General features: G+C 29.7%; 22 protein-coding genes. 11 read left to right on the top strand and 11 right to left on the bottom strand.

The window, feature by feature from the left end; all coding sequences use genetic code 11:
* Positions 1-5: 5 nt before the first annotated feature.
* Genes L8V88_RS04605 through mobB form a run of 3 tightly spaced genes read right to left on the bottom strand, consistent with a single transcriptional unit; the run spans position 6 to position 1,537 of the window.
* Positions 6-200, bottom strand: a complete 195-nt coding sequence (locus tag L8V88_RS04605) for a hypothetical protein (RefSeq protein ID WP_149062294.1) — start codon at positions 198-200, stop codon at positions 6-8.
* Positions 200-1,048 (bottom strand): class 1 fructose-bisphosphatase, encoded by an 849-nt coding sequence (locus L8V88_RS04610; RefSeq protein ID WP_263727049.1) that lies wholly within the window; start codon positions 1,046-1,048, stop codon positions 200-202. The genes L8V88_RS04605 and L8V88_RS04610 overlap by 1 nt, the downstream gene beginning before the upstream one ends.
* 9 nt (positions 1,049-1,057) lie before the next feature.
* Positions 1,058-1,537 (bottom strand): molybdopterin-guanine dinucleotide biosynthesis protein B, encoded by a 480-nt coding sequence (gene mobB, locus L8V88_RS04615; protein ID WP_114640283.1) that lies wholly within the window; start codon positions 1,535-1,537, stop codon positions 1,058-1,060.
* A gap of 86 nt (positions 1,538-1,623) precedes the next feature.
* On the opposite strand from mobB, the gene L8V88_RS04620 reads away from it, so the two are divergent.
* Positions 1,624-2,118, top strand: coding sequence for a hypothetical protein (locus L8V88_RS04620; RefSeq protein ID WP_263675496.1), 495 nt, complete (start codon positions 1,624-1,626; stop codon positions 2,116-2,118).
* Here the strand turns inward: L8V88_RS04620 and L8V88_RS04625 are convergent.
* From L8V88_RS04625 to gltX, 3 genes are read right to left on the bottom strand one after another with little or no spacing between them, the layout of a single operon-like run.
* Positions 2,006-3,643, bottom strand: coding sequence for a lytic transglycosylase domain-containing protein (locus L8V88_RS04625; RefSeq protein ID WP_263727052.1), 1,638 nt, complete (start codon positions 3,641-3,643; stop codon positions 2,006-2,008). The two genes, L8V88_RS04620 and L8V88_RS04625, sit on opposite strands and share 113 nt — an antisense overlap.
* Positions 3,644-3,931, bottom strand: a complete 288-nt coding sequence (locus tag L8V88_RS04630) for a YggT family protein (RefSeq protein WP_012661430.1) — start codon at positions 3,929-3,931, stop codon at positions 3,644-3,646.
* Position 3,932: 1 nt separating this feature from the next.
* A complete protein-coding gene (gene gltX / locus L8V88_RS04635; protein ID WP_263727054.1) occupies positions 3,933-5,228 on the bottom strand; it encodes a glutamate--tRNA ligase in 1,296 nt (431 codons plus the stop codon).
* Between the two features lie 133 nt (positions 5,229-5,361).
* Here gltX and L8V88_RS04640 point away from each other — a divergent pair, with 133 nt between their 5' ends.
* On the top strand, positions 5,362-5,784 hold the full coding sequence (locus tag L8V88_RS04640; RefSeq protein WP_263727056.1) for a PepSY-like domain-containing protein: 423 nt from the start codon (positions 5,362-5,364) through the stop codon (positions 5,782-5,784).
* A 21-nt stretch (positions 5,785-5,805) separates the two neighbouring features.
* Here the strand turns inward: L8V88_RS04640 and L8V88_RS04645 are convergent, their stop codons facing one another.
* The 5 genes from L8V88_RS04645 to L8V88_RS04665 all read right to left on the bottom strand — a co-directional run bounded on the left by L8V88_RS04645 (position 5,806) and on the right by L8V88_RS04665 (position 12,636).
* Positions 5,806-6,339 (bottom strand): HyaD/HybD family hydrogenase maturation endopeptidase, encoded by a 534-nt coding sequence (locus L8V88_RS04645; protein ID WP_263723788.1) that lies wholly within the window; start codon positions 6,337-6,339, stop codon positions 5,806-5,808.
* Entirely contained in the window at positions 6,336-7,028 is a 693-nt protein-coding gene (gene cybH, locus L8V88_RS04650) for a Ni/Fe-hydrogenase, b-type cytochrome subunit (protein ID WP_263676788.1), read from the bottom strand. Before cybH ends, L8V88_RS04645 begins: the two co-directional genes overlap by 4 nt.
* 15 nt (positions 7,029-7,043) lie before the next feature.
* Positions 7,044-8,759: a nickel-dependent hydrogenase large subunit gene (locus L8V88_RS04655; RefSeq protein ID WP_263727058.1), complete on the bottom strand. Its 1,716-nt coding sequence runs from the start codon at positions 8,757-8,759 to the stop codon at positions 7,044-7,046.
* A gap of 2 nt (positions 8,760-8,761) precedes the next feature.
* Positions 8,762-9,901 carry a [NiFe] hydrogenase, small subunit gene (locus L8V88_RS04660; protein WP_039628286.1) on the bottom strand — a complete coding sequence of 380 codons (1,140 nt, stop codon included), beginning with the start codon at positions 9,899-9,901 and terminating at the stop codon, positions 8,762-8,764.
* A gap of 161 nt (positions 9,902-10,062) precedes the next feature.
* The gene (locus L8V88_RS04665) at positions 10,063-12,636 is read right to left on the bottom strand and encodes an ATP-dependent Clp protease ATP-binding subunit (RefSeq protein ID WP_263727059.1); all 2,574 of its coding nucleotides are present in this window, start codon (positions 12,634-12,636) and stop codon (positions 10,063-10,065) included.
* A gap of 206 nt (positions 12,637-12,842) precedes the next feature.
* On the opposite strand from L8V88_RS04665, the gene L8V88_RS04670 reads away from it, so the two are divergent.
* The 9 genes from L8V88_RS04670 to L8V88_RS04710 are packed head-to-tail and all read left to right on the top strand — an operon-like array spanning position 12,843 to position 20,170.
* Positions 12,843-14,159 carry a S41 family peptidase gene (locus L8V88_RS04670; protein WP_047208249.1) on the top strand — a complete coding sequence of 439 codons (1,317 nt, stop codon included), beginning with the start codon at positions 12,843-12,845 and terminating at the stop codon, positions 14,157-14,159.
* A gap of 1 nt (position 14,160) precedes the next feature.
* A complete protein-coding gene (gene purC / locus L8V88_RS04675) occupies positions 14,161-14,874 on the top strand; it encodes a phosphoribosylaminoimidazolesuccinocarboxamide synthase (protein WP_039618192.1) in 714 nt (237 codons plus the stop codon).
* An 8-nt stretch (positions 14,875-14,882) separates the two neighbouring features.
* The gene (gene purS / locus L8V88_RS04680) at positions 14,883-15,119 is read left to right on the top strand and encodes a phosphoribosylformylglycinamidine synthase subunit PurS (protein ID WP_039618190.1); all 237 of its coding nucleotides are present in this window, start codon (positions 14,883-14,885) and stop codon (positions 15,117-15,119) included.
* Positions 15,116-15,766 (top strand): phosphoribosylformylglycinamidine synthase subunit PurQ, encoded by a 651-nt coding sequence (gene purQ, locus L8V88_RS04685; protein WP_263727061.1) that lies wholly within the window; start codon positions 15,116-15,118, stop codon positions 15,764-15,766. Before purS ends, purQ begins: the two co-directional genes overlap by 4 nt.
* Positions 15,760-16,965: an SH3 domain-containing protein gene (locus L8V88_RS04690; protein WP_263727062.1), complete on the top strand. Its 1,206-nt coding sequence runs from the start codon at positions 15,760-15,762 to the stop codon at positions 16,963-16,965. Before purQ ends, L8V88_RS04690 begins: the two co-directional genes overlap by 7 nt.
* Positions 16,943-17,632: a lysophospholipid acyltransferase family protein gene (locus L8V88_RS04695; RefSeq protein ID WP_263727064.1), complete on the top strand. Its 690-nt coding sequence runs from the start codon at positions 16,943-16,945 to the stop codon at positions 17,630-17,632. The genes L8V88_RS04690 and L8V88_RS04695 overlap by 23 nt, the downstream gene beginning before the upstream one ends.
* Positions 17,629-17,997, top strand: coding sequence for a fluoride efflux transporter CrcB (crcB, locus tag L8V88_RS04700; protein ID WP_263676800.1), 369 nt, complete (start codon positions 17,629-17,631; stop codon positions 17,995-17,997). The genes L8V88_RS04695 and crcB overlap by 4 nt, the downstream gene beginning before the upstream one ends.
* A gap of 11 nt (positions 17,998-18,008) precedes the next feature.
* A complete protein-coding gene (gene htpG, locus L8V88_RS04705; protein WP_263727066.1) occupies positions 18,009-19,838 on the top strand; it encodes a molecular chaperone HtpG in 1,830 nt (609 codons plus the stop codon).
* Complete coding sequence (locus L8V88_RS04710; protein WP_263676802.1) at positions 19,835-20,170, top strand: rhodanese-like domain-containing protein; 336 nt, start codon at positions 19,835-19,837, stop codon at positions 20,168-20,170. The genes htpG and L8V88_RS04710 overlap by 4 nt, the downstream gene beginning before the upstream one ends.

A 20,170-nucleotide genomic window follows, 5' to 3' on the forward strand; every position in this document is an offset into this window, starting at 1 on the left:
TTTAATTAAAAATCAAATCCACCTTCTTTACCTTTAGACATACTCTTATAAACTGCATCAATATACTCTTTTCTTAAAGAGCACTCAAAAATCATAGAGCAAGGTAAACAAGATTTTAAGTTTTTATCGTTTTGACAAGCTTGAAGTTCGTTTTTTTTAACTTCCAAAGCTAGTTCAAATTCATCTTTAACTTCAGCCATTAAAGCCCTTTATAAGCTTGTTTTAGTTTTTCAATTTCATATTTTGAACCCAAAAAGCATGGCGTACTTGCATGGATTTTTTCAAATTCTAAATCAAGCAAAGAATCATTTTCTCCATTAGTAGAAAGCCCTCCTGCTTTTTCAAAAATAAAAGCAAAAGGAAACACCTCAAAATATGCTCTTAATTTTCCATTTGGTGCATCGCTTGTTGCAGGATATGAAAACAACCCTCCACCTTTGAGTAAAATTTGGTGCAAATCACTTACCATAGCACCTGAATATCTTAAACGATATCCTTCATCAAATAAAGCTTTTATAAAAGCTCTATGAGTATTTGACCAATTTTTTTGTGTCCCACCGCTTGCATTTAATTTGCCTTTTTCGTTTAATTTTAAATCCTTAATGAAAACAAATTCATCATTTTCATTTAATCTATAAAGCTTAGGAGTATCTATGCATACTATAAGCTCTAAGCGCACACCATAAATAGCATAAACTGCTGCTTTTAGATTTTTTGCACTAGCCTCTTGCTCATAAATAGCAAAAATAGAACCTATAGCAAAATTCACATCTACCAAAGATGAACCATCTAAAGGATCATAAGCAACAACGTATTTTTCATTTTCATTGATTAATAATTGCTCTTGCTTTTCCTCACTAATTAAACTTTTTATACCTTTGCTTTGCTTTAAAATTCTAGTGATAATCTCATCGCTTTTTACATCAAGTTTTAATTGATTATCTCCTGTAGCGTTTTGAGAGGTGGTATAATCAAAATCTTTTAAATATCTAAGTTCATTTGAAATTTCAATCACTGCTTTTTGTATATCGTTAATTAATTCTTGCATATTTTACCCCTATACTTTTTTTGAATTTTTTAATATAAAATCACAAATACTTTCTAAATCATCCAAATAAAGCCAAGTTAAATTTTCATTTTCAATTTTCTCATAACTTGCAATAGCCTTAGAATAAGCAAAATAGCTCTCATCTACTTCTTTGCAAAAAACACTAATTCTTGGCATATCTAAGGTTTTTAAGCCCTCTATAAATAAAAAATCAAATTCCCCTAGTTTGGAAATAGCTTCATCTAAAGTACTTGGAGAATGCGTAAATAAAGTTGTCCTTGTAGGACTTAAAACCATTACATCAGCACCGCTTTGAAAAAATTTAAAACTATCTTTTTTTGCTATATCAAAGCTTGCTTTATCTTTTGGGTCGTGTTTTATAATACATACTTTATAATTTTGTTCCATAAAATATTTAGCAACTTGAGTTATTAAAGTTGTTTTACCTGAATTGGAAGGCCCACTAAAAGCCATTGCTAATCTTTTCATAACTTCCTTAAATCAAAGAAAATAAACAAAATTATATCTTTTTAAAAGTTAAAAGCTTATAATTATAAAAAAATTAGGAATAAAATATGAAAAAAATTTATATGATTATTTTTTTAACACTTATTTTTACTGCATGCTCAAATAAAACCCAAAAACAAAGCGAAATCGATTTAAAAAGTCAAACTCTTATGTATGCACAAAAAATCAATTTTAATTATAAAGATAATAGAGTAGTTGCTTTGTTAAGCTATCTAAATCCTGTATTAGATGAAAAAAGTCAAAAAGAAGTTTTTGTGCTTAGTTTTTTACCAAATATCAATATCAAACAAGAGCAAATTTCAATACTCATAGATGGAGAAAAAACTAACTTAAAAGCCTTAGATAAAAATGATGAGTTGTTTAAGTATATCATCAAAAGTGATTATGCAAGTTATTACAAAATCACCCTTGATGAGTTGGTACAAAAACCTATTTTACAACTTGATTTGTGTTTTGAGAATCAGTGTTTTGAGTTAAAGTTTCAAAAAATTTCGAAATCGGTGTATTATCGTTCAGAAGATGCAAATACACAATATAATTAGCTAAAACCTTTTTAGCATACACCCTACTTTCTGCATAAGGAACTAGCTCCATAGATAAAAATGGCTCGTACTTTCCTGCTCTAAACATATCTTCTCTTTTGAGCATTCTAGTGGTAAATCCTATACCTCCATTATAAGCATAAGCCACAAATACTGGAGAATTAAGTTTAGATTCTAAGTAATCTAAATGATGATTTGCAAAAATATAGGCTGTTTTTGGATCAAAAAGCATATCTTGGTCAAAATTTGGAATTTGCAATTCTTTATTACCTATATGATTAGCTAAAAATGGAATAAATTGCATAATACCCAAAGCATAAGAAGTAGAAATAGCTGTTGGGATAAAACGGCTTTCTTGTCTAGCTAAAGCTAAAATCATAGCCTTTCTTTGTGTAGAATAATCTTTTAAATACTCAAAATAAGGCATAATGAAATAATGTTTTTTAAAACCCTCAGCTCTTTCTTTAATATAAGCATAAATAGCGATATTTTCTTTAGTATAAAAATCTTTTGCGAGCTTTTCTAGCTCATTAGGAATACCTTTTGCAATTTCTTTTGCGAGCTTTTGCCAAGCAAAAGGATCTTTCATATCAAAATCATTTTTTTGTTTTTTTGGTTTTAATTTTTCTATTTTAGGCAAAGGTAAGCCTTTTAACTCTCTTGCATAAAGACTATAAATATTTAAAGAATCACTTTGAGCAAGCTCATCAAGATACTTTTTATCTTGAGTGATTAAATAAATCCAAAAATTTGCATTATCTGCTAAAGGCTTGCTTTTAAAAGTATCTTTTGCTACTTGGAAAAACTCTAGTGCCTTTTTATCATCATTTTCTAAAATAGCATTCACACCTAAGTAAAATGCATTATCTTGAAAGGTTAAATTTGCATCTACATTAACCAAAGATTTTCTTATCAATGGACTTTTTTTCTTAATGATAATTTCTTTTACAAAATTTGTAAATTCTTTTTCTTTTGCTAATTCATCAGCAAAATCTTTTTCTAAGAAAAAATCCTTTTTATCTTTTAAAAAGCCATAAATTTTATAAAAATTTGCACTATCATAATTTAAAACCGCATAACTTAGAGGATCTTTAGCATTAAAAGCTTCCAAAAGCTTTACTAAATTTGGATTATCTTGTGGAATAATTTTTTTCATCTCATTACGCGTTGAAGTATTAAGATCTTGTATAAAAGTTAAACTGTTTAATCTTATAAGCTGACAAGTAGCATTAGCATCTAAGATATTTTGCGTATTAAATTTATAACAAGCTTCATATTCTTTATTATACCCCAAAGGTGGAATGATCGTTTCAATAGCATTTTTAATACGCCCTGCATAACGATAAATATGTTCTTTTAAACCCTCAACTTCTTCTTTTTTAAATTCATTTTTTTCTAATAAACGATATAAATAATAATCCTTAGCCAAAGAATTTGGTTTTTGCTCTAATTCTTTGTAAGAATACATCGCACTATTTGCAAAAATTACTCCAGCTAAAAGCAATACTACACTTTTTTTCAACACTTATAAACTTCCTAAAATTAAATTTGATAAAAATATTTGAATAAATTTTAACCCTAAAATAATAATCAAAGGCGCTAAATCAATACTTCCTATAGTAGTAGGGATAAATCTTCTTACAAAAGCATAAGCAGGATTAGTTAAACGATATAAAATTTGCACTATAGGATTATACGGATCAGGCCTTACCCAAGAAATCAATGCAGCAATGATTATAATCCATACATAAATTTCAATCACTAAAGAAAAAATTTGCACCAAAGATACAATCAAACTTGTTCCAACTCCCATTTTACTCCTTTATAATTTCTTTAATAAAAGGCTTGATTAAAGTATAAATTTCACTCATTTCAGGTCCGTGAGTAGCCCCTGTTAATACTAAACGCAAAGGCATAAAGAAATTTTTACCTTTTAAATTTGTTTTTTCCATTAAAATCTTTTTGAACTCATCATATTCTTGAGGTAAATCCAAATCTTTTAAAATCTCTTTAATCAACTTACACTCATTTTCAAATTCACTATAATTTTTAACTGCAAAAATAGCTTGTATTTTTTCTTTTATCTCATTTAGCGTGCTAGCTTCTTGAGTATAAAATTTTGCAAGCTCTGCTACATCTTTGCCTAAATTTAACAAAGAATTTAATTTATCATTATCAAGCATTTTTATATGCTCACGGTTAATTTGCATCAAGCGCTTAGTGTCAAATCTAGCAGGAGATTTTGAAACTTTTTTCAAATCAAACCATTCTATAGCTTCTTCTAAAGTAAAAATCTCTTTTGGAGTTTTATTGCCTAAAAGGATTAAATAATTTGCAATAGCACTTGCTAAATATCCATTATCAAGCATCCATTTTACACTAGAATGAGCCTCTCTTTTGCTCATTTTAACACCTTCTTCATTTAAAATGATAGGTAAATGTGCATAAGTCATACTTTTATCATAACCCAAACTAGTTCTAATATGTTCTTGCTTAGGAGTATTTGAAACATGATCTTCTCCCCTTATAATACAAGTAACACCTTCTAGCATATCATCAACCGCACAAGCAAAATTATAAGTTGGGGTTTTATCCGCTCTCATAATCACAAAACTATCAATATCTTCAGGATTAAAACTAATCTCGCCTTTAATATAATCAGTAAATTGCATTTGAGATTGAGGTTTTTTAAGACGGATTACAAAAGGTTTCTCACAATTTAACACATCAATATCTGCTAATTTTTCACAAGTGCCATCATATCTATATGCTTGATTTTTACTTTTAGCTAATTCTTTTTTATGCGCTAATTCATCCTCAGTACAAAAACAAGCAAAAGCTTTTTTTTCACTTACTAGCTTTAAAGCCATTTGACGATGAAATTTTAAATTCTCACTTTGTACATAATAATGCTGCCAAGTTATACCAAATTCTTTCAAAATAGCTTTTATTTCTTCTTCTTTTCCAGCAATATTTCTAGCATTATCCGTATCTTCAATACGCAAAATAAAATCTGTATTTTCTTGTCTTGCTTTAATATAATTAAACAAAGCTGCTCTTAAATTTCCAATATGCATATCTCCAGTAGGCGATGGTGCAAACCTATACATTATTTATCCTTTTAAAACTTTTTTATCATTATACAATTAAATACTTGCTATTTATTTTAAAAAAACAAAGTTCACACAAAATTCACTCAATATTTATATGATTTCACAAATAATTCAATTTAAAGGATAAAAAATGAAATTAAAAATAGCTTTAGTGGCATTAACTCTAGCAAGTTGTGTTTTTGCAAGAGATATGGTTGTAGGTGTAAATGCTTTACCGGCAAATTCTAAAAATTTTATACAAAAACATTTTACAGGCTCAAACATTGCTTTAGTTAAACAAGATATTGATAGTTTTGATGTTTATTTAGATAATGGAACTGAACTTGAGTTTTTCATCAATGGAGATTGGAAAGAAATTGATGCAAAATACAGACCAATTGATACTTCTTTTTTAAGTCCAAATGTTTTAGCAACGATTAAGAAAATGCACCCAAATGCAAGTATAATTAAAGTTGAAAAAGAAATTCAAGGTTATAAATTTAAACTAAATAATATGATGGAAATTTATACTGATGTAAATGGAAATTTCTTAGGACAAAAATTTGATGATTAAAAATTAAGCTAAGCTTTTTGCTTAGCTTTTATAAGAATTTAGAGCAAGCTCTTGTATATTATAATTAGCAATTCTCTCATAAGCAAAGCCTTTTTTCTCTAAAAAATCAAGTAAAATTTTCTCCATTTTTTCTAAAGCATTTAAGACTTCTTTTGAAAGTTCAAAACTCAATGGTTCTATGCGTTTTGGCACACAGGCTAAAATTTGAGTTTTAGGTAAATCTCCCATAAGCTCCATATATTGTAAAGTTTGAAGCATTTCAACCTCATGTGCGCTACCACTCCAATTAACTTTTTTTGGCATTACATCATAAGGAAAGAAAAAAATATCTCCGATCTTAGCATCATCTGCTGCAATACAATCAATCACAACCATTTCATCATATTCAGCTATAATATAGCTAAGTTGCAAAGCCAAAGTTCCACCATCTACAAAGCTCACTGAGTCTTTTTCGTGATAAAACTTATAATTTTTTTCTAAAAGTTTGCAAAGATGAACACCTAAGCCCTCATCTGCAAACATAATATTACCAATGCCTAAAATTAGAAGTTTCAATGATTTTCTCTTACAAATTTATAACCACTAAAGATAGCATCTAAAGCACCATCTTTACCTTTAACTGAGTTAAACACAGCCATATAAATATGCACTGGAACAAAAATCAACACAACCCACATTAAAATTCTATGGTAGGTTCTAACATCAGCTAATCCACCTAGCATTACCTCAATAGGTCTTAAGATATTGTATAAAAATCCGCCCAAGCCTTCATGATATACATGCATATAAAGGATTAATCCCGTTAAAATAAGCCCAAACATAACAAGATAAAAGAAAAAATAAGTTGCAAATTGCAAAGGATTATATACACCTTGTAAATGCGGGTGCTTTCCTAAGAAAATGTAAAATTTAATCTGATCTATCCATAATTTTACATTAAAAATATCTTTGATACTTCTTCTTTCATTTGCACTTTTTGGATCAAAAAAGAACAAATATGTTTTAAAAAGCACACAAGCTATCATGATAAAACCAAAAATTTGGTGTACCATGCGGTATTTTGCCTGCATAAACAAAGTCGGTTCAGATGAAATAGAAGGGGCTTGGAAAACATAAGAAATATAATATCCAGTTCCCACTAAAATCACGATTGCAACCGCTCTTAACCAATGTGTAAAACGAAGGCCTATACTAAATTCGTATTCAGCCTTTCTGTTTGATTTTAAGGAATGTTTAGAATCCATACTAAAGTCCTTTCCTTATAAATTTACATTTACTTTATACTCGCTAAGATTATTGCCTTTAGTATCCATTACATGCACAGCACATGCTATACAAGGATCATAAGAGTGAATAGCTCTTATTACCTCTAAAGGCTGTTTAACATCAGCTAGTTTCATACCGATAAGACATTGCTCATAGCTACCACCTACTCCATTTGCATCTTTTGGACTTGCATTCCAAGTAGAAGGTACTACCGCTTGCCAATTTTCAATTACACCATTTTTAATTCTACACCAATGGCTCAACGCACCACGAGGCGCACTTCCCATAAATCTACCTTTGTATTCTTTGTTTTTATCAATTACATAAGTAGTACAAGTGCTTTCATCTGTTTTTAAATTTTCAACCAAAGAATTAAATGCTTTTAAACCATGATCAGCAATGATTTTAGCTTCAATTGCTCTAGCACCAGTTCTTCCTAAAGTACTCATAAGCGCTTTAACTGGTAAATTCGTAGCTTTTAAGAATGAATCAACCGCTTCTACTACGATTTTATTACCCTTAGCATAATTAACTAAAATATTTGCTAATGGTCCAACTTGCATAGGTAAATTTTCATATCTTGGAGCTTTAATCCAGCTGTATTTACCTTTGGTATCAAATACCTTACTATGAACCATATTACCTTTATCATCAATACTTTCACCATCAACTAAGCCTGTATAGTTTGGATTGGTTTTACCATCATAAGGATGTAAAGCTTCATTGTCTGCATACCAAGCTCTTGTAGCCTCTTCGGTGATTTTAGCTTCATCTACTTCTTCAACCTTACTCAAATCACCATTTCTAATAATACCACCTTCAAACAACCACTCATCACTTGAAACTTGGAATTCTCTCTCAGTGTAGAAGTTATTTACCCCTACATCATTTAATACGCTTGCTTCTTTAGAATAAGCTTTTGCTGCCATGATTAAATCCGGATAATAAGCACGATTAATAAAATCAGCTACTTCTTGGAATTTAGTCATATATTCAGCCATTCTTGATGGGTTTAAAAGATCCATAACACAAGTTACACCACCTACTGTTAAACTTTGTGGATGAGGATTTTTAGCACCAAAAATTGCCATAGCTTGAGCTATTGTTCTTTGAATTCTTAAACATTCTAAATAATGCGAAAGTGCAATAAGGTTTTGCTCAGGAGTAAAGCGATAAGTTGCGTGTCCATAATAAGCATTTGCAAATGGTCCAAGATTTCCTTTATCTACAAAGGTTTTTAGTCTTTGTTGTACTTCTAAAAGTTTATCTGCACCTGTTGCATAAGGCATATCGGTATATTTAAATGCTTCATCGCTTGCTTTTTTTACATCAGCACTTAAAGCACTTACAACATCAACAAAATCAAGCCCATGAAGTTGATAAAAATGTACAGGATGATCATGCATATATAAAGCTGCATTCATTAAAGTTCTAGTTAAAACTGCGTTTAATGGTGGAGTAATACCCAAAGCATTTTCCACTGCAATAATCCCTGCTCTATAATGCGAAAAAGTACAAACACCACAAATTCTTTGAGTTAAAAAGCCCGCATCTCTTGGATCACGACCTTTTACAATAGTTTCAATCCCTCTCCATAAAGTTGATCCTGAATATGCTTCTTTAATGACATTATTTTCATCAACTACCACTTCAACTCTTAAGTGTCCTTCTATTCTAGTAAGTGGATCTATAATAATTCTTTTTGACATTCTTAATCCTTATTCTTTTCTAATGAAGCAATCACAGCATGCGCAGCAACAGCAACACCTGTTACACAAAGCACACCTATACCTATTTTATCTGAAATACTATCCGCACCCAAGCCATAAACAGTATCAAATAACCTTCCTGCCATCACTTCTTCAAAAGGCCCCATAGTATCCCAAAAATCCGGTTCAGAACAACCTATACAACCATGTCCAGCTTGTACCGGCCATGAAGTATGTTGATTAAATCTTTCTTTTGAGCAGTTATTAAAAGTATAAGGCCCTTTACAACCTACTTTATAAAGACAATATCCTTTTTTCGCTCCCTCATCACCAAATTGTTGCACAAACTCACCCGCATCAAAGCGTCCTCTTCTTTCGCAAAGATCATGAATTCTTAAAGCATAAGCCCATTTTGGTCTATTGTAAGCATCAAGTGCTGGTAATGTTTGATACAATATGTAATGAATCACATTACCTATAATGTTTTTCTCACTTGGAGGACAGCCTGGAACATTAATAACTGTTTTATTTGTAACTTTGCTTAAGCTTACAGCATTACTTGGATTAGGTCTAGCAGCTTGAATACCACCAAAAGCTGAACAGGTACCTATAGCAAAAATAGCCAAAGCATTATCACAAGCTTGTTGTGCTATTTGTTTTCCTGTTTTACCGTGTGGTCCTATGGTTAAAAAGTTTTCTGTAGCACCTGTTGGTATACCACCTTCTACCATTAAAATATATCTACCTTTATATTTTTCCATAGCAGCTTCAAGATTATGCTCAGCTTGCCAACCTGCTGCACCCATTATAGTTTCATGATATTCTAAAGAAATATGATCAAAAATTAAACTATCAATAGTAGGAGCATCACTTCTTAATAAACTCTCAGAACATCCTGTACATTCAGCCATATGAAGCCAAATCACTGGAAGTCTATCACTAAGCTCAGCAGCTCTTGCAACTACTGGAGTAAAGCTAGCAGGTAGTGCTAAAAATGCAGTCATTGCACTAGCCCATTTCATAAAATCTCTTCTTGAAAAACCTGATTGCTCTAAGGCTTTAGAGATAGAAATCTCATTTTTCAAAAGAGGAAGTTTTTCTAATGCGTCTAAACGGCGATTAAAAATATCTAAATCACTCATTTGTTGTTCCTTAAATAATAGAAATATCATTAAAGATTTTAAAACATTTATTGTTAAGAATAGATAAAAAATAATAATTTTTTAAACAAATATACGAAGCATTTACAATTTAATGCTAATTAGGAGATTTTTACTCTAAAATAAGCAAGTATTGCACTTGCTTATTGTTTAATAATGACAATCTCATCATCTTTAGAATCTATAATAATCTCATCATTTTCATTTAATTCATCAGATAATATCATATCACTTAATTTATCTTCTACCATGTCATACAAAGCTCTTTTTAATGGTCTTGCACCAAAATCAACATCAAAACCAACCTTTGCTATTAACCTAGCAGCATTATCGCTCAAGCTTGCTTTAATACCTCTATTTTCAAGACTTTTTTGCAAGGTATTAAAAAGCAATTTAACTATTTTTTCAGCTTCACTTTCTCCCAAAGGATTAAAAGTAATAATATCATCCAAACGATTTAAAAACTCAGGTCTAAAAAAGCTTCTAAGAGCTTCTTTAATAGCTTTTTCTCTTTCTTCGCCCTTTAGCTCCATGATAAAATTTGCACCTATATTAGAAGTTAAGATAATGATAGTATTAGTAAAATCAACCGTTACACCTTTGCTATCTGTAGCTCTACCATCATCTAAAATTCCCAAAAGTATATTAAATACATCTTTATGAGCTTTTTCTACTTCATCAAATAAAATCACACTATAAGGCTTTCTTCTAACAGCTTCGGTTAGCTCCCCGCCTTCTTCATGCCCTATATATCCTGGAGGTGCACCTAAAAGTCTTGATACACTATGTTTTTCCATAAATTCACTCATATCAAAACGCACCATAGCTTTTTCATCATCAAATAAAAATTTAGCCAAAGCCTTAGCACTTTCTGTTTTACCTACCCCAGTTGGCCCTAAAAACAAAAAGCTTCCTATAGGTTTAGTTGCTTGATTTAGCCCTGCTTTATTACGCTTAATAGCTTTAGCCAAAGCACTCAAAGCCTCATCTTGTCCTATGACACTTTCTTGCAAATACTCTTGAATGTGTAAATATTTTTGCTTTTCAGAAGTAAGCATTTTTTGCACGCTAATACCTGTCCATTTACTTAAAATACCAGCTACTAAATCCTCATCTACTTGATTTTTAAGCAAAACTCCTTCTTGGGTCATTTGTTTCCATTTTTCTTCTAAATTTAATACCTCTTTTTCACACTCTAAAATTTTGCCATATTCTATTTCAGCAGCCTTTTGAAAATCTCCTTTGTTTTTAGCTAAAATAGCTTCATTTTTTAAAGTATCGATTTCTTTTTTCTTTGCACTTATGCCATTAAATACTGCTTTTTCATTTTCAAATTTAGCATTAAGTTTGATTTGCTCTTCTTTTAAATTTGCTAATTCTTTTTTAATCTCTTCTAATCTTTTTTCATTAATTTCATTTTCTTCCATTTTTAAAGCTTCATTTTCTACCTCCAAACTTTCAATTTGCTTTCTAACCTTTCTTAGTGAATTTGGCTCACTTTCTATTTGCATTTTTAATTCTGCTGCGGCCTCATCAATTAAATCAATCGCCTTATCAGGTAAAAATCTATTAGCTATATAACGCTTAGATAGTTTTGCAGCTGCTACTAAGGCACTATCATTAATAGTTACATTATGATGAATTTCTAATTTTTCTTTTATACCTCTAAGCATAGCCAAAGCTTCATTTACGCTAGGTTCAGCTACATTTACAGGTTGAAATCTTCTTTGTAAAGCTGCGTCTTTTTCAAAATATTTTCTATATTCTTTTAAGGTTGTAGCACCTATAGTATGAAGCTCACCTCTTGCTAAAGCAGGTTTTAAAATATTTGCTGCATCCATACTTCCTTCATTTGCACCCGCACCTACAATGGTGTGAATTTCATCTATAAATAAAATTATATTTTTATGTTTTATTACTTCATTTACAACAGCTTTTAATCTATCTTCAAATTCACCTCTGTATTTTGCTCCTGCTATTAAAGCACTCATATCCAAGGCTATGACTTTTTTATTTTGCAATGAAGTAGGAACATCTTTTTTAACTATCCTTTGTGCTAAGGCTTCTACTACAGCAGTTTTTCCTACTCCTGGTTCACCTAATAAAATAGGATTGTTTTTAGTTTTTCTGATTAAAATTTGCATTAATCTTTGAATTTCTTCTTCTCTGCCTATAACAGGATCAAGCTCATTGTTTTTAGCTTTCTTAGTCAAATCAATACCAAATTTAGACAAAGAATCAAGCGTTTCATCACTTGTTTTAGTTTCTATTTTAGCTCCTGCTCTAATGAATTCTAATTCTTTTTTAAACTCATTTAAATCTACAAATTTAGATAAAAGTTCTTTAATAACCCCGCTCGTACTTTCTGAAACAAGCCACATATCCACAGCCAAATAGCTATCTTTGTTTTCTAAAGCCAAGCCTTTTGCTTTTTCTAAAGAATTAATAAATTCATTTGAAAATTTAATATTATCTTTATTTACATTTGAGCTAGTAGGAAAAGATGAAATTTTACTTTTTACTTCTAACTCAAATGCCTCTTTAGAAACATTTAATTTATTAAAAACTTGATTTAGTAAACTTGAACTATCAACACTTAAAGCCCATAATAAATGCAAAGGTTTTATTTCACTATTCTTAGAATGAATGGCCAAAGAAATCGCACTTTCTATATTTGAAAGCATAGAATCTGTTAAAAAATCTTGTATATTTGCCATTTTTACTCCTTTTTACTTTTATATGAAGTGTATTATATAACTTTAGTCTATTATTGTCAAGTTTATTTAGTTATATTTATAAATAATTTTTTATATATACACACTAATATCATAAAAATATTTACTTTATTTACGATTTTTTAAGCAAAAATAACTAAAATTAGATAATTATTTTATGAATTCATATTTATTTTGGAGTTTTTCCTTTGAAGACAAAAAGAAATCTTATTATCGCAGCTAGCATTTGTAGTTTAGTAACTGCTTCTTTTATTTTTACGAATTTACAAGCTAAAAACCCCGCTCCTAGTGAAGCAGAAAAGAAAATAGAAGCTTTATCTAAACTCACAAGAACCATGTCTATCATAGAACAATACTATGTTGATGATGTTAATTATACAGATTTAGTTGATAAATCCATAGCAGGTTTACTAACAAATTTAGATGCTCATTCTTCTTTCTTAGATGAAAAAGGCTATAAAGAACTTAAAGAACAAACTAATGGAGAATTTGGAGGACTTGGCTTTACTATTACGCAAAAAGATGGAGCAATTAGTGTTGTAGCCCCTATAGAAGGAAGCCCAGCAGACAAAGCAGGCATTAAAACTGATGATATTATTTTAAGAATCAATAACGAATCAACCTTAGGTATGACTTTAAATGAAGCTGTTTCTAAAATGCGCGGAGAACCTAAGACAAAGGTTACCCTAACTATCTATAGAAAAGGCGATGCAAAACCATTTGATGTTAATTTAAAAAGAGATATTATAAAAGTAGATAGTGTTTATACAAAATTAATCGAAAATGAAAACTTGCTTTATTTAAGAGTGACTAATTTTGATAAAAATGTCGTAGATGAAGCTAGTAAAGCGATCAAAAAACATTCTAATGTAAAAGGAATTATACTAGATCTTAGAACTAACCCAGGTGGTATTTTAAATCAAGCTGTAGGTTTGGTAAATCTTTTCGTAGATAAAGGAGTCATTGTCTCACAAAAAGGAAAAATAGAAAGTGAGAATGTAGAATTTAAAGCAAATCCTAGTAAAAAAATCACCAACGCACCTTTAGTAGTGCTTGTAAATGGTGGTAGCGCTAGTGCAAGTGAGATTGTAAGCGGGGCTTTACAAGATTTTAAACGTGCTATTATAGTAGGTGAAAAAACCTTTGGAAAAGGTAGTGTGCAACTTATATTACCTATGGATGAAAAAGGTAAAGAAGGCTTAAGACTTACTATAGCAAAATATTATTTACCAAGTGGTAGAACCATACAAGCTGTCGGGGTTAGTCCTGATATAGAAGTATTCCCAGGAAAAGTAAGTAAAGAAGAAAATCATGGCTTTGAAATCAAAGAAAGCGATCTAAAAAAACACCTACAAGCTGAACTTGATAAAATCGGACATCAAGAAAAGAAAAAAGATAATAAAGAAGATAAAAATATCATCACCAAAGAACAAATTGATAATGATATACAGCTAAAAACAGCAATTGACGCAATCAAAATTTTAAACATCACAAAAGGAGAGTAAAATGGCAACAAAACTAGATCTTTTATACGAGGGAAAAGGTAAAAAAATGTTTAAAACTGATGATGAGAATTTACTCATCACAGAATTTAAAGATGATTTAACTGCTTTTAATGCAGAAAAAAAAGGTAATGAAGCAGGAAAAGGTGCATTAAATTGTAAAATTAGTACTGAAATTTTTCATCTTTTAGAAAAAGAAGGGATTAAAACACATTTAGTAGAAACTATCAGCGATAAAGAACAAATTGTTAAAAAATGCAATATTATACCTATTGAAGTTATTACTAGAAATGTAGCTACAGGATCTTTGACAAAAAGATTAGGCATTAAAGAAGGTACAATTTTACCTTTTGCTGTAGTTGAGTTTTGTTATAAAAATGATGATTTAGGTGATCCTATTATCAATGATGAACATTGTTTAATTTTAAATTTAGTAAAAAGTGAAAAAGATTTAGAATTAATCAAAAACACCGCAAGACATATTAACTCCATCTTAGTTAAATTCTTTGAATCTAAAGGATTAAGACTGATTGATTTTAAATTAGAATTTGGTATTGATAGTGAAGGAAATATGATATTAGCTGATGAAATTAGCCCTGATAGTTGTAGATTTTGGGATAGTAAAACTAATGAAAAATTAGACAAAGATCGCTTCAGACAAGACTTAGGCAATGTAAAAATGGCCTATGAAGAAGTATTAAAAAGAATTTTAAGTTAGGAAAAATAATGAAAGTAACTGTAAATATCACACTTAAAAATGGGGTTTTAGATCCTCAAGGCAAAGCCATAGAAAAGGCTTTGCATTCTTTAGATTTTAATAACATAGCAAATGTTAAAACCTCAAAACAAATTAGTTTTGATATAGCTTGTGATGATAAAGAAGAAGCTTTAAAACAAGTTGATTTAATGTGCAAAGAATTACTTGCAAATACTGTGATAGAAGATTATGAGATAATATTATGAAAGTAGCTATTATTCGTTTTCCTGGAACTAATTGCGAGTTTGATACAGCTTATGCTTTTGAAAAACTAGGTGTAAAAACTGAAATCATTTGGCATGAAAGACAAGATTTTAGCGCAGATTTAATTGTTTTGCCAGGTGGATTTTCTTATGGAGATTATTTAAGATGTGCAGCCATTGCAAAACTTGCTCCTGCTATGAAAACACTTAAAGAACATGTACAAAAAGGTGGATATGTCCTAGGTATTTGCAATGGTTTTCAAATTTTATTAGAACTTGGTCTTTTAAAGGGAGCTATGAAACATAATAATAGCTTAAGTTTTATTTCTAAAATGCAAGCATTGCAAGTAGTATCAAACAATAATGCTTTTTTGGAAAATTTCCAAAAAAATGACATTATAGAATTACCTATTGCTCATGGAGAAGGAAATTATTTTAATAGCGAAGATGGTATTAAAATGCTAGAAGATAAAGATATGATTTTATTAAGATATATCAATAATCCAAATGGCTCCTTAAACGATATAGCTGGAATTTGTGATGAGAATAAAAAAGTTTTTGGACTTATGCCACACCCTGAAAGAATGTGTGATGATATACTTGGCTCAAAAGTAGGACTTAAAATGTTTGAAGGATTTTTAAATTGCTAAAAACCTTCAAAGTTTTTTGTGTTTTTTTACTAGCACTTAATTTATATGCTCAAGAAAACAGTGTTTTTGAAGATTATAACACCTTAGAAAAAAATTACAATCAATTAGACGATCAAGCTAAACAAATTTATCAAACCATCGCTCCAAGTGATGAGAGTAATTATGAAAGTAAAGTCAATGATGAAAATTTTATTCCTCAGGGCTCTTTGGTATTAAATGCAAAAGAATACACTGATGAAGCTTATACAGATGAAGCTTTTGCTATAGATCTTGAGGTTATCACCACAACTAATGTAAGTTTTGATTTAAATGTGAGCTTTGAAAAAAATGACGATATGCTTTGGATTAATCCTAATCCTATTTGGGAGCAAAAAGCTAATTCATATCACACAAAATTATGGTTTGAAGCAAAAAGTTTAAATGCTAATTTAAATAAAATCATCGTTTCTTTAAGTAGAAATGATCATATTTTTCAAAGCTCATCACTAATTATAAAACCTATTAGACTTAAAAAAATCGACGCTCCTTCTAACAAATACTCACACATAGTTGCAAGTAATTTAGAAGTAAAACAAGTAAAAGCAAGCCATTTTGATAATGACAATATGATTTTATTTATAGAACTTGCAGGAGAAAACACAAACCTAGCAAGTTTTAATATAAAAGATATTCAAAAACAAGGTGTAGAGGCTATTAAAGGCGATTTTGAAAAACAAAGTGGATTTTATTATGCTATTTTAGATAAAAGCAAAACGCGTTTTGATTTTTCTTATTTTAATTTAAATTCTAAAGAACTAAAAGATTTTTCCTTAAAAATAGAACTTAAAGAAGATAGTATAAGCACACAAAGTGATTTAAATCCAAAAACTAATGATTTTAATTTTTACAAACAAGTGTTTTTGTGGAGCTTGTGTGGTATTTTTGCTTTATGGTTTGTATTTAAGAAAAGCTATGTAGCTTTAGGCTTAGCAATTTTAGCTTTAATAGCAAGTTTTTTAGCCCAAAATAACATATATAAAGCTATATTAAAAGCTGAAAGTAAAGTACAAATTTTACCAACTCTAAACTCAACTCATTTTTATTCTGGAAAATATAACCAAGAAGTAGAAGTGCTAGATTCAAGAGATGAATATAAAAAAATTTTATTTAATAATGGAAAAATAGGCTGGGTAAAAAGTGAAGATTTATCAAAGATTTAAAGCTTTAATATTTTGGATTGAATTTATTTTATCTATTATATTTTTATGTATTGCTTTTTTATTATTGCAATCACAAGAAAAAATTTGGAAAATCAGAAAAGCATGGTCAAAACTACAAAAATATATAATAAATTATAAAATTCAAACCCAAGGTTCTATACACCCTCAAGCTAATTTACTTTTAATCAATCATCAAAGCTTGTTAGATATAGTTGTTTTGGAAGATTTATGCCCAAAAAATATATCTTGGATAGCAAAAAAAGAACTTGGCGAACTCCCCGTTTTTAAAACTTTGATTAAAAAACCTAAAATTATTTGTATAGATAGAAGTCCAAAGGGTCTAGTAAAACTTTTAAAAGAGGCTAAAGAAAGACTAAAAGAAGATAGAATTTTGGCTATTTTTCCAGAAGGTACAAGATCTAAAACGCAAAAACTTTTAAAATTCAAAGTTGGAGCTAAAATTTTAAGTGAAAAACTTAAGCTAAAAGTCCAACCTGTGGTAATTGTTGATTCAGCTAAAATTTTAGACACACAAAACTTTAGTGCAAAGAGTGGTGTTTTAAAAGTAGTATTTCTTGATCTTGTTGATACAAGTAAAGATGATTGGCTTGATCAAACTAGAGAAAAAATGCAAACAATCTTAGATAACGAAAGGTCAAAAGCTTGATTAGTACGGTTTTGGCTGTAGGTTTTGGTGGCTTTTTAGGGGCTATATCTAGAATGCTTACTAGTAGCTTTTTTAATAAAATCATTCCACATGATTTTCCCTATGGTACTTTACTTGTTAATATCATAGGATCTTTTTTAATGGGCTTGTTTTTTTCTTATGCAAACTCTAAAGGCGTGCATATTTTTACTAAAAGTTTAATTAGCACGGGTTTTTTAAGTGCTTTTACGACTTTTTCAACTTTTTCTTATGAAAATTTGCTATTTTTGCAAAGTGGTGATTATTTTCACTTTTTTCTAAATATTATTTTAAATATTATCCTTTGTCTTTTGGCAGTATGGATTGGTTTTTTAATTTTTAAATAAAGGAGATATAAATGCAATTTCAAACTGAAGTTAATCAACTTTTACAACTTATGATTCATTCTTTGTATTCAAACAAAGAAATTTTTTTAAGAGAGCTTATTTCTAATGCAAGCGACGCACTTGACAAACTTAGTTATTTAAGCGTGAGTGATGATGCTTATAAAAATTTAAAATTTGAGCCAAAAATTCAAATCAACTTCAATCAAGAAGCAAAAACCCTAACCATAAGCGATAATGGTATAGGTATGAATAAAGAAGATTTGATCAATCATCTTGGAACCATTGCTAAAAGTGGTACAAAAAGCTTTTTAGAAAATTTAAGTGGTGATGCCAAAAAAGACTCTCAACTTATAGGACAATTTGGTGTAGGCTTTTACTCTGCTTTTATGGTGGCTTCTAAAATAGAAGTTTTAAGCAAAAAGGCATTAGATGATAAAGCTTATCTTTGGACTTCTGATGCTAGTGGTTATGAAATAGAAGATGCAAATAAAGATGAGCAAGGCACTTGCATAACCTTACATTTAAAAGATGAAGAATTTTTAAACTCATACCGCATTGAAAGTATAGTAGAAAAATACTCAAATCACATACAATTTCCTATTTTTATGGAAAAAGAAGAGTATTTACCACTAGAAGAAGGCGAAAAAGAACCTAAAAAAGAATTAAAAAACACTCAAATTAACACAGCAAGTGCTTTATGGAGACAAAATAAAGCAAGTTTAAAAGCTGAAGATTATGAAAGATTTTATGAGCAAAACTTTCATGACTCAAACAAACCTATGCTTTATATTCACACAAAAGCTGAAGGTTCTATAGAGTATAATTCTTTATTCTTTATACCAGCACAAGCTCCATTTGATTTATATAGAGTAGATTATAAAAGTGGTTTAAAACTTTATGTAAAAAGAGTTTTTATCAGCGATGATGATAAAGAATTATTACCAACTTATTTAAGATTTGTACGCGGGATTATTGATGTAGAAGATTTACCGCTTAATGTTAGTCGTGAGATCTTGCAAGAAAATAAAATCTTAAAAAGCGTTCAAGAAGCAAGTGTTAAAAAAATCCTAGCAGAACTTAAAAAATTCAAAGAAAAAGATAAAGAAAATTATCTTAAATTTCATGAGAATTTTGGAAAAGTTTTAAAAGAAGGTTTATATGGTTTTGGCGAAAATAAAGACGCTATAGCTAAGCTTTTATACTTTAAAAACTCAAATAAAGAAGAATTAATTGATCTTGAAGAGTATAAACAAAACTTAGCTGAAGGACAAAATGAAATTTTTTATATCAGCGGAAAAAATGAAAAACTTTTAAGAAATTCTCCATTACTTGAAAGCTATAAACAAAAAAATATCAATGTTTTATTACTTGATGAGGAAATTGATACCATAGTTATGCCTATGATGAATGAATTTGAAGGTTTAAAATTTAGCGCTATCAATCATCTAGCTAGTGAAGAAACTAGCGAAGAACAAAAGGCTGAATTTGCAAGCTTACTCATCAAAATAAAAGAAGTTTTAAAAGATGAAATTGAAGAGGTAAAACTTAGCCAAAGACTTTCAAATAGTCCAAGCTGTATTGTTTATGATCAAAATAAACCTGATTTTGCTATGCAACAAATTCTTAAACAAATGGGACAAGAACAGCAAGTTAAACCTATACTTGAAATCAATCCTAATCATGAAATTTTAAAAGCCTTAAAAGAAAATGATACCTTAGCTAATGAAATGGCACATATTCTTTTAAATATGGCTAAACTTAGTGAAGGTATGGGTATAGATAACCCTAGCGAATTTAACAATGCCTTAAGCAAAATCGTTTCTAAGGCTTTAGAAAAATGAAAAATATAACTATTTCTAAAGATATTTTACACGAATTTTGCATTATAGATGTAAGAACCCCAAGCGAATGGAAAAGCGGGGTTATAAAAGAAGCTATACTCATCGCACTTTGCGATGATAATGGCTTTATGAATGAAAATTTCATCCAAGAGTTTAAAGAAAAAGTAGATTATCAAAATAAAAACATAGCCTTTGTATGCGCTACAGGCTCAAGAAGCAAACACACTGCTATGATGATAGAAGATGCTCTAGGTATAGAATGTACTAATCTAGATGGTGGCATGGTAGCACTTTTATCGCAAGGCTATGAAGCTACAAAAAAGGAAAGTTGA

Origin of the sequence: Campylobacter sp. IFREMER_LSEM_CL2101, from assembly GCF_025771825.1 — a bacterium.
GTDB lineage: Bacteria > Campylobacterota > Campylobacteria > Campylobacterales > Campylobacteraceae > Campylobacter_D > Campylobacter_D lari_C.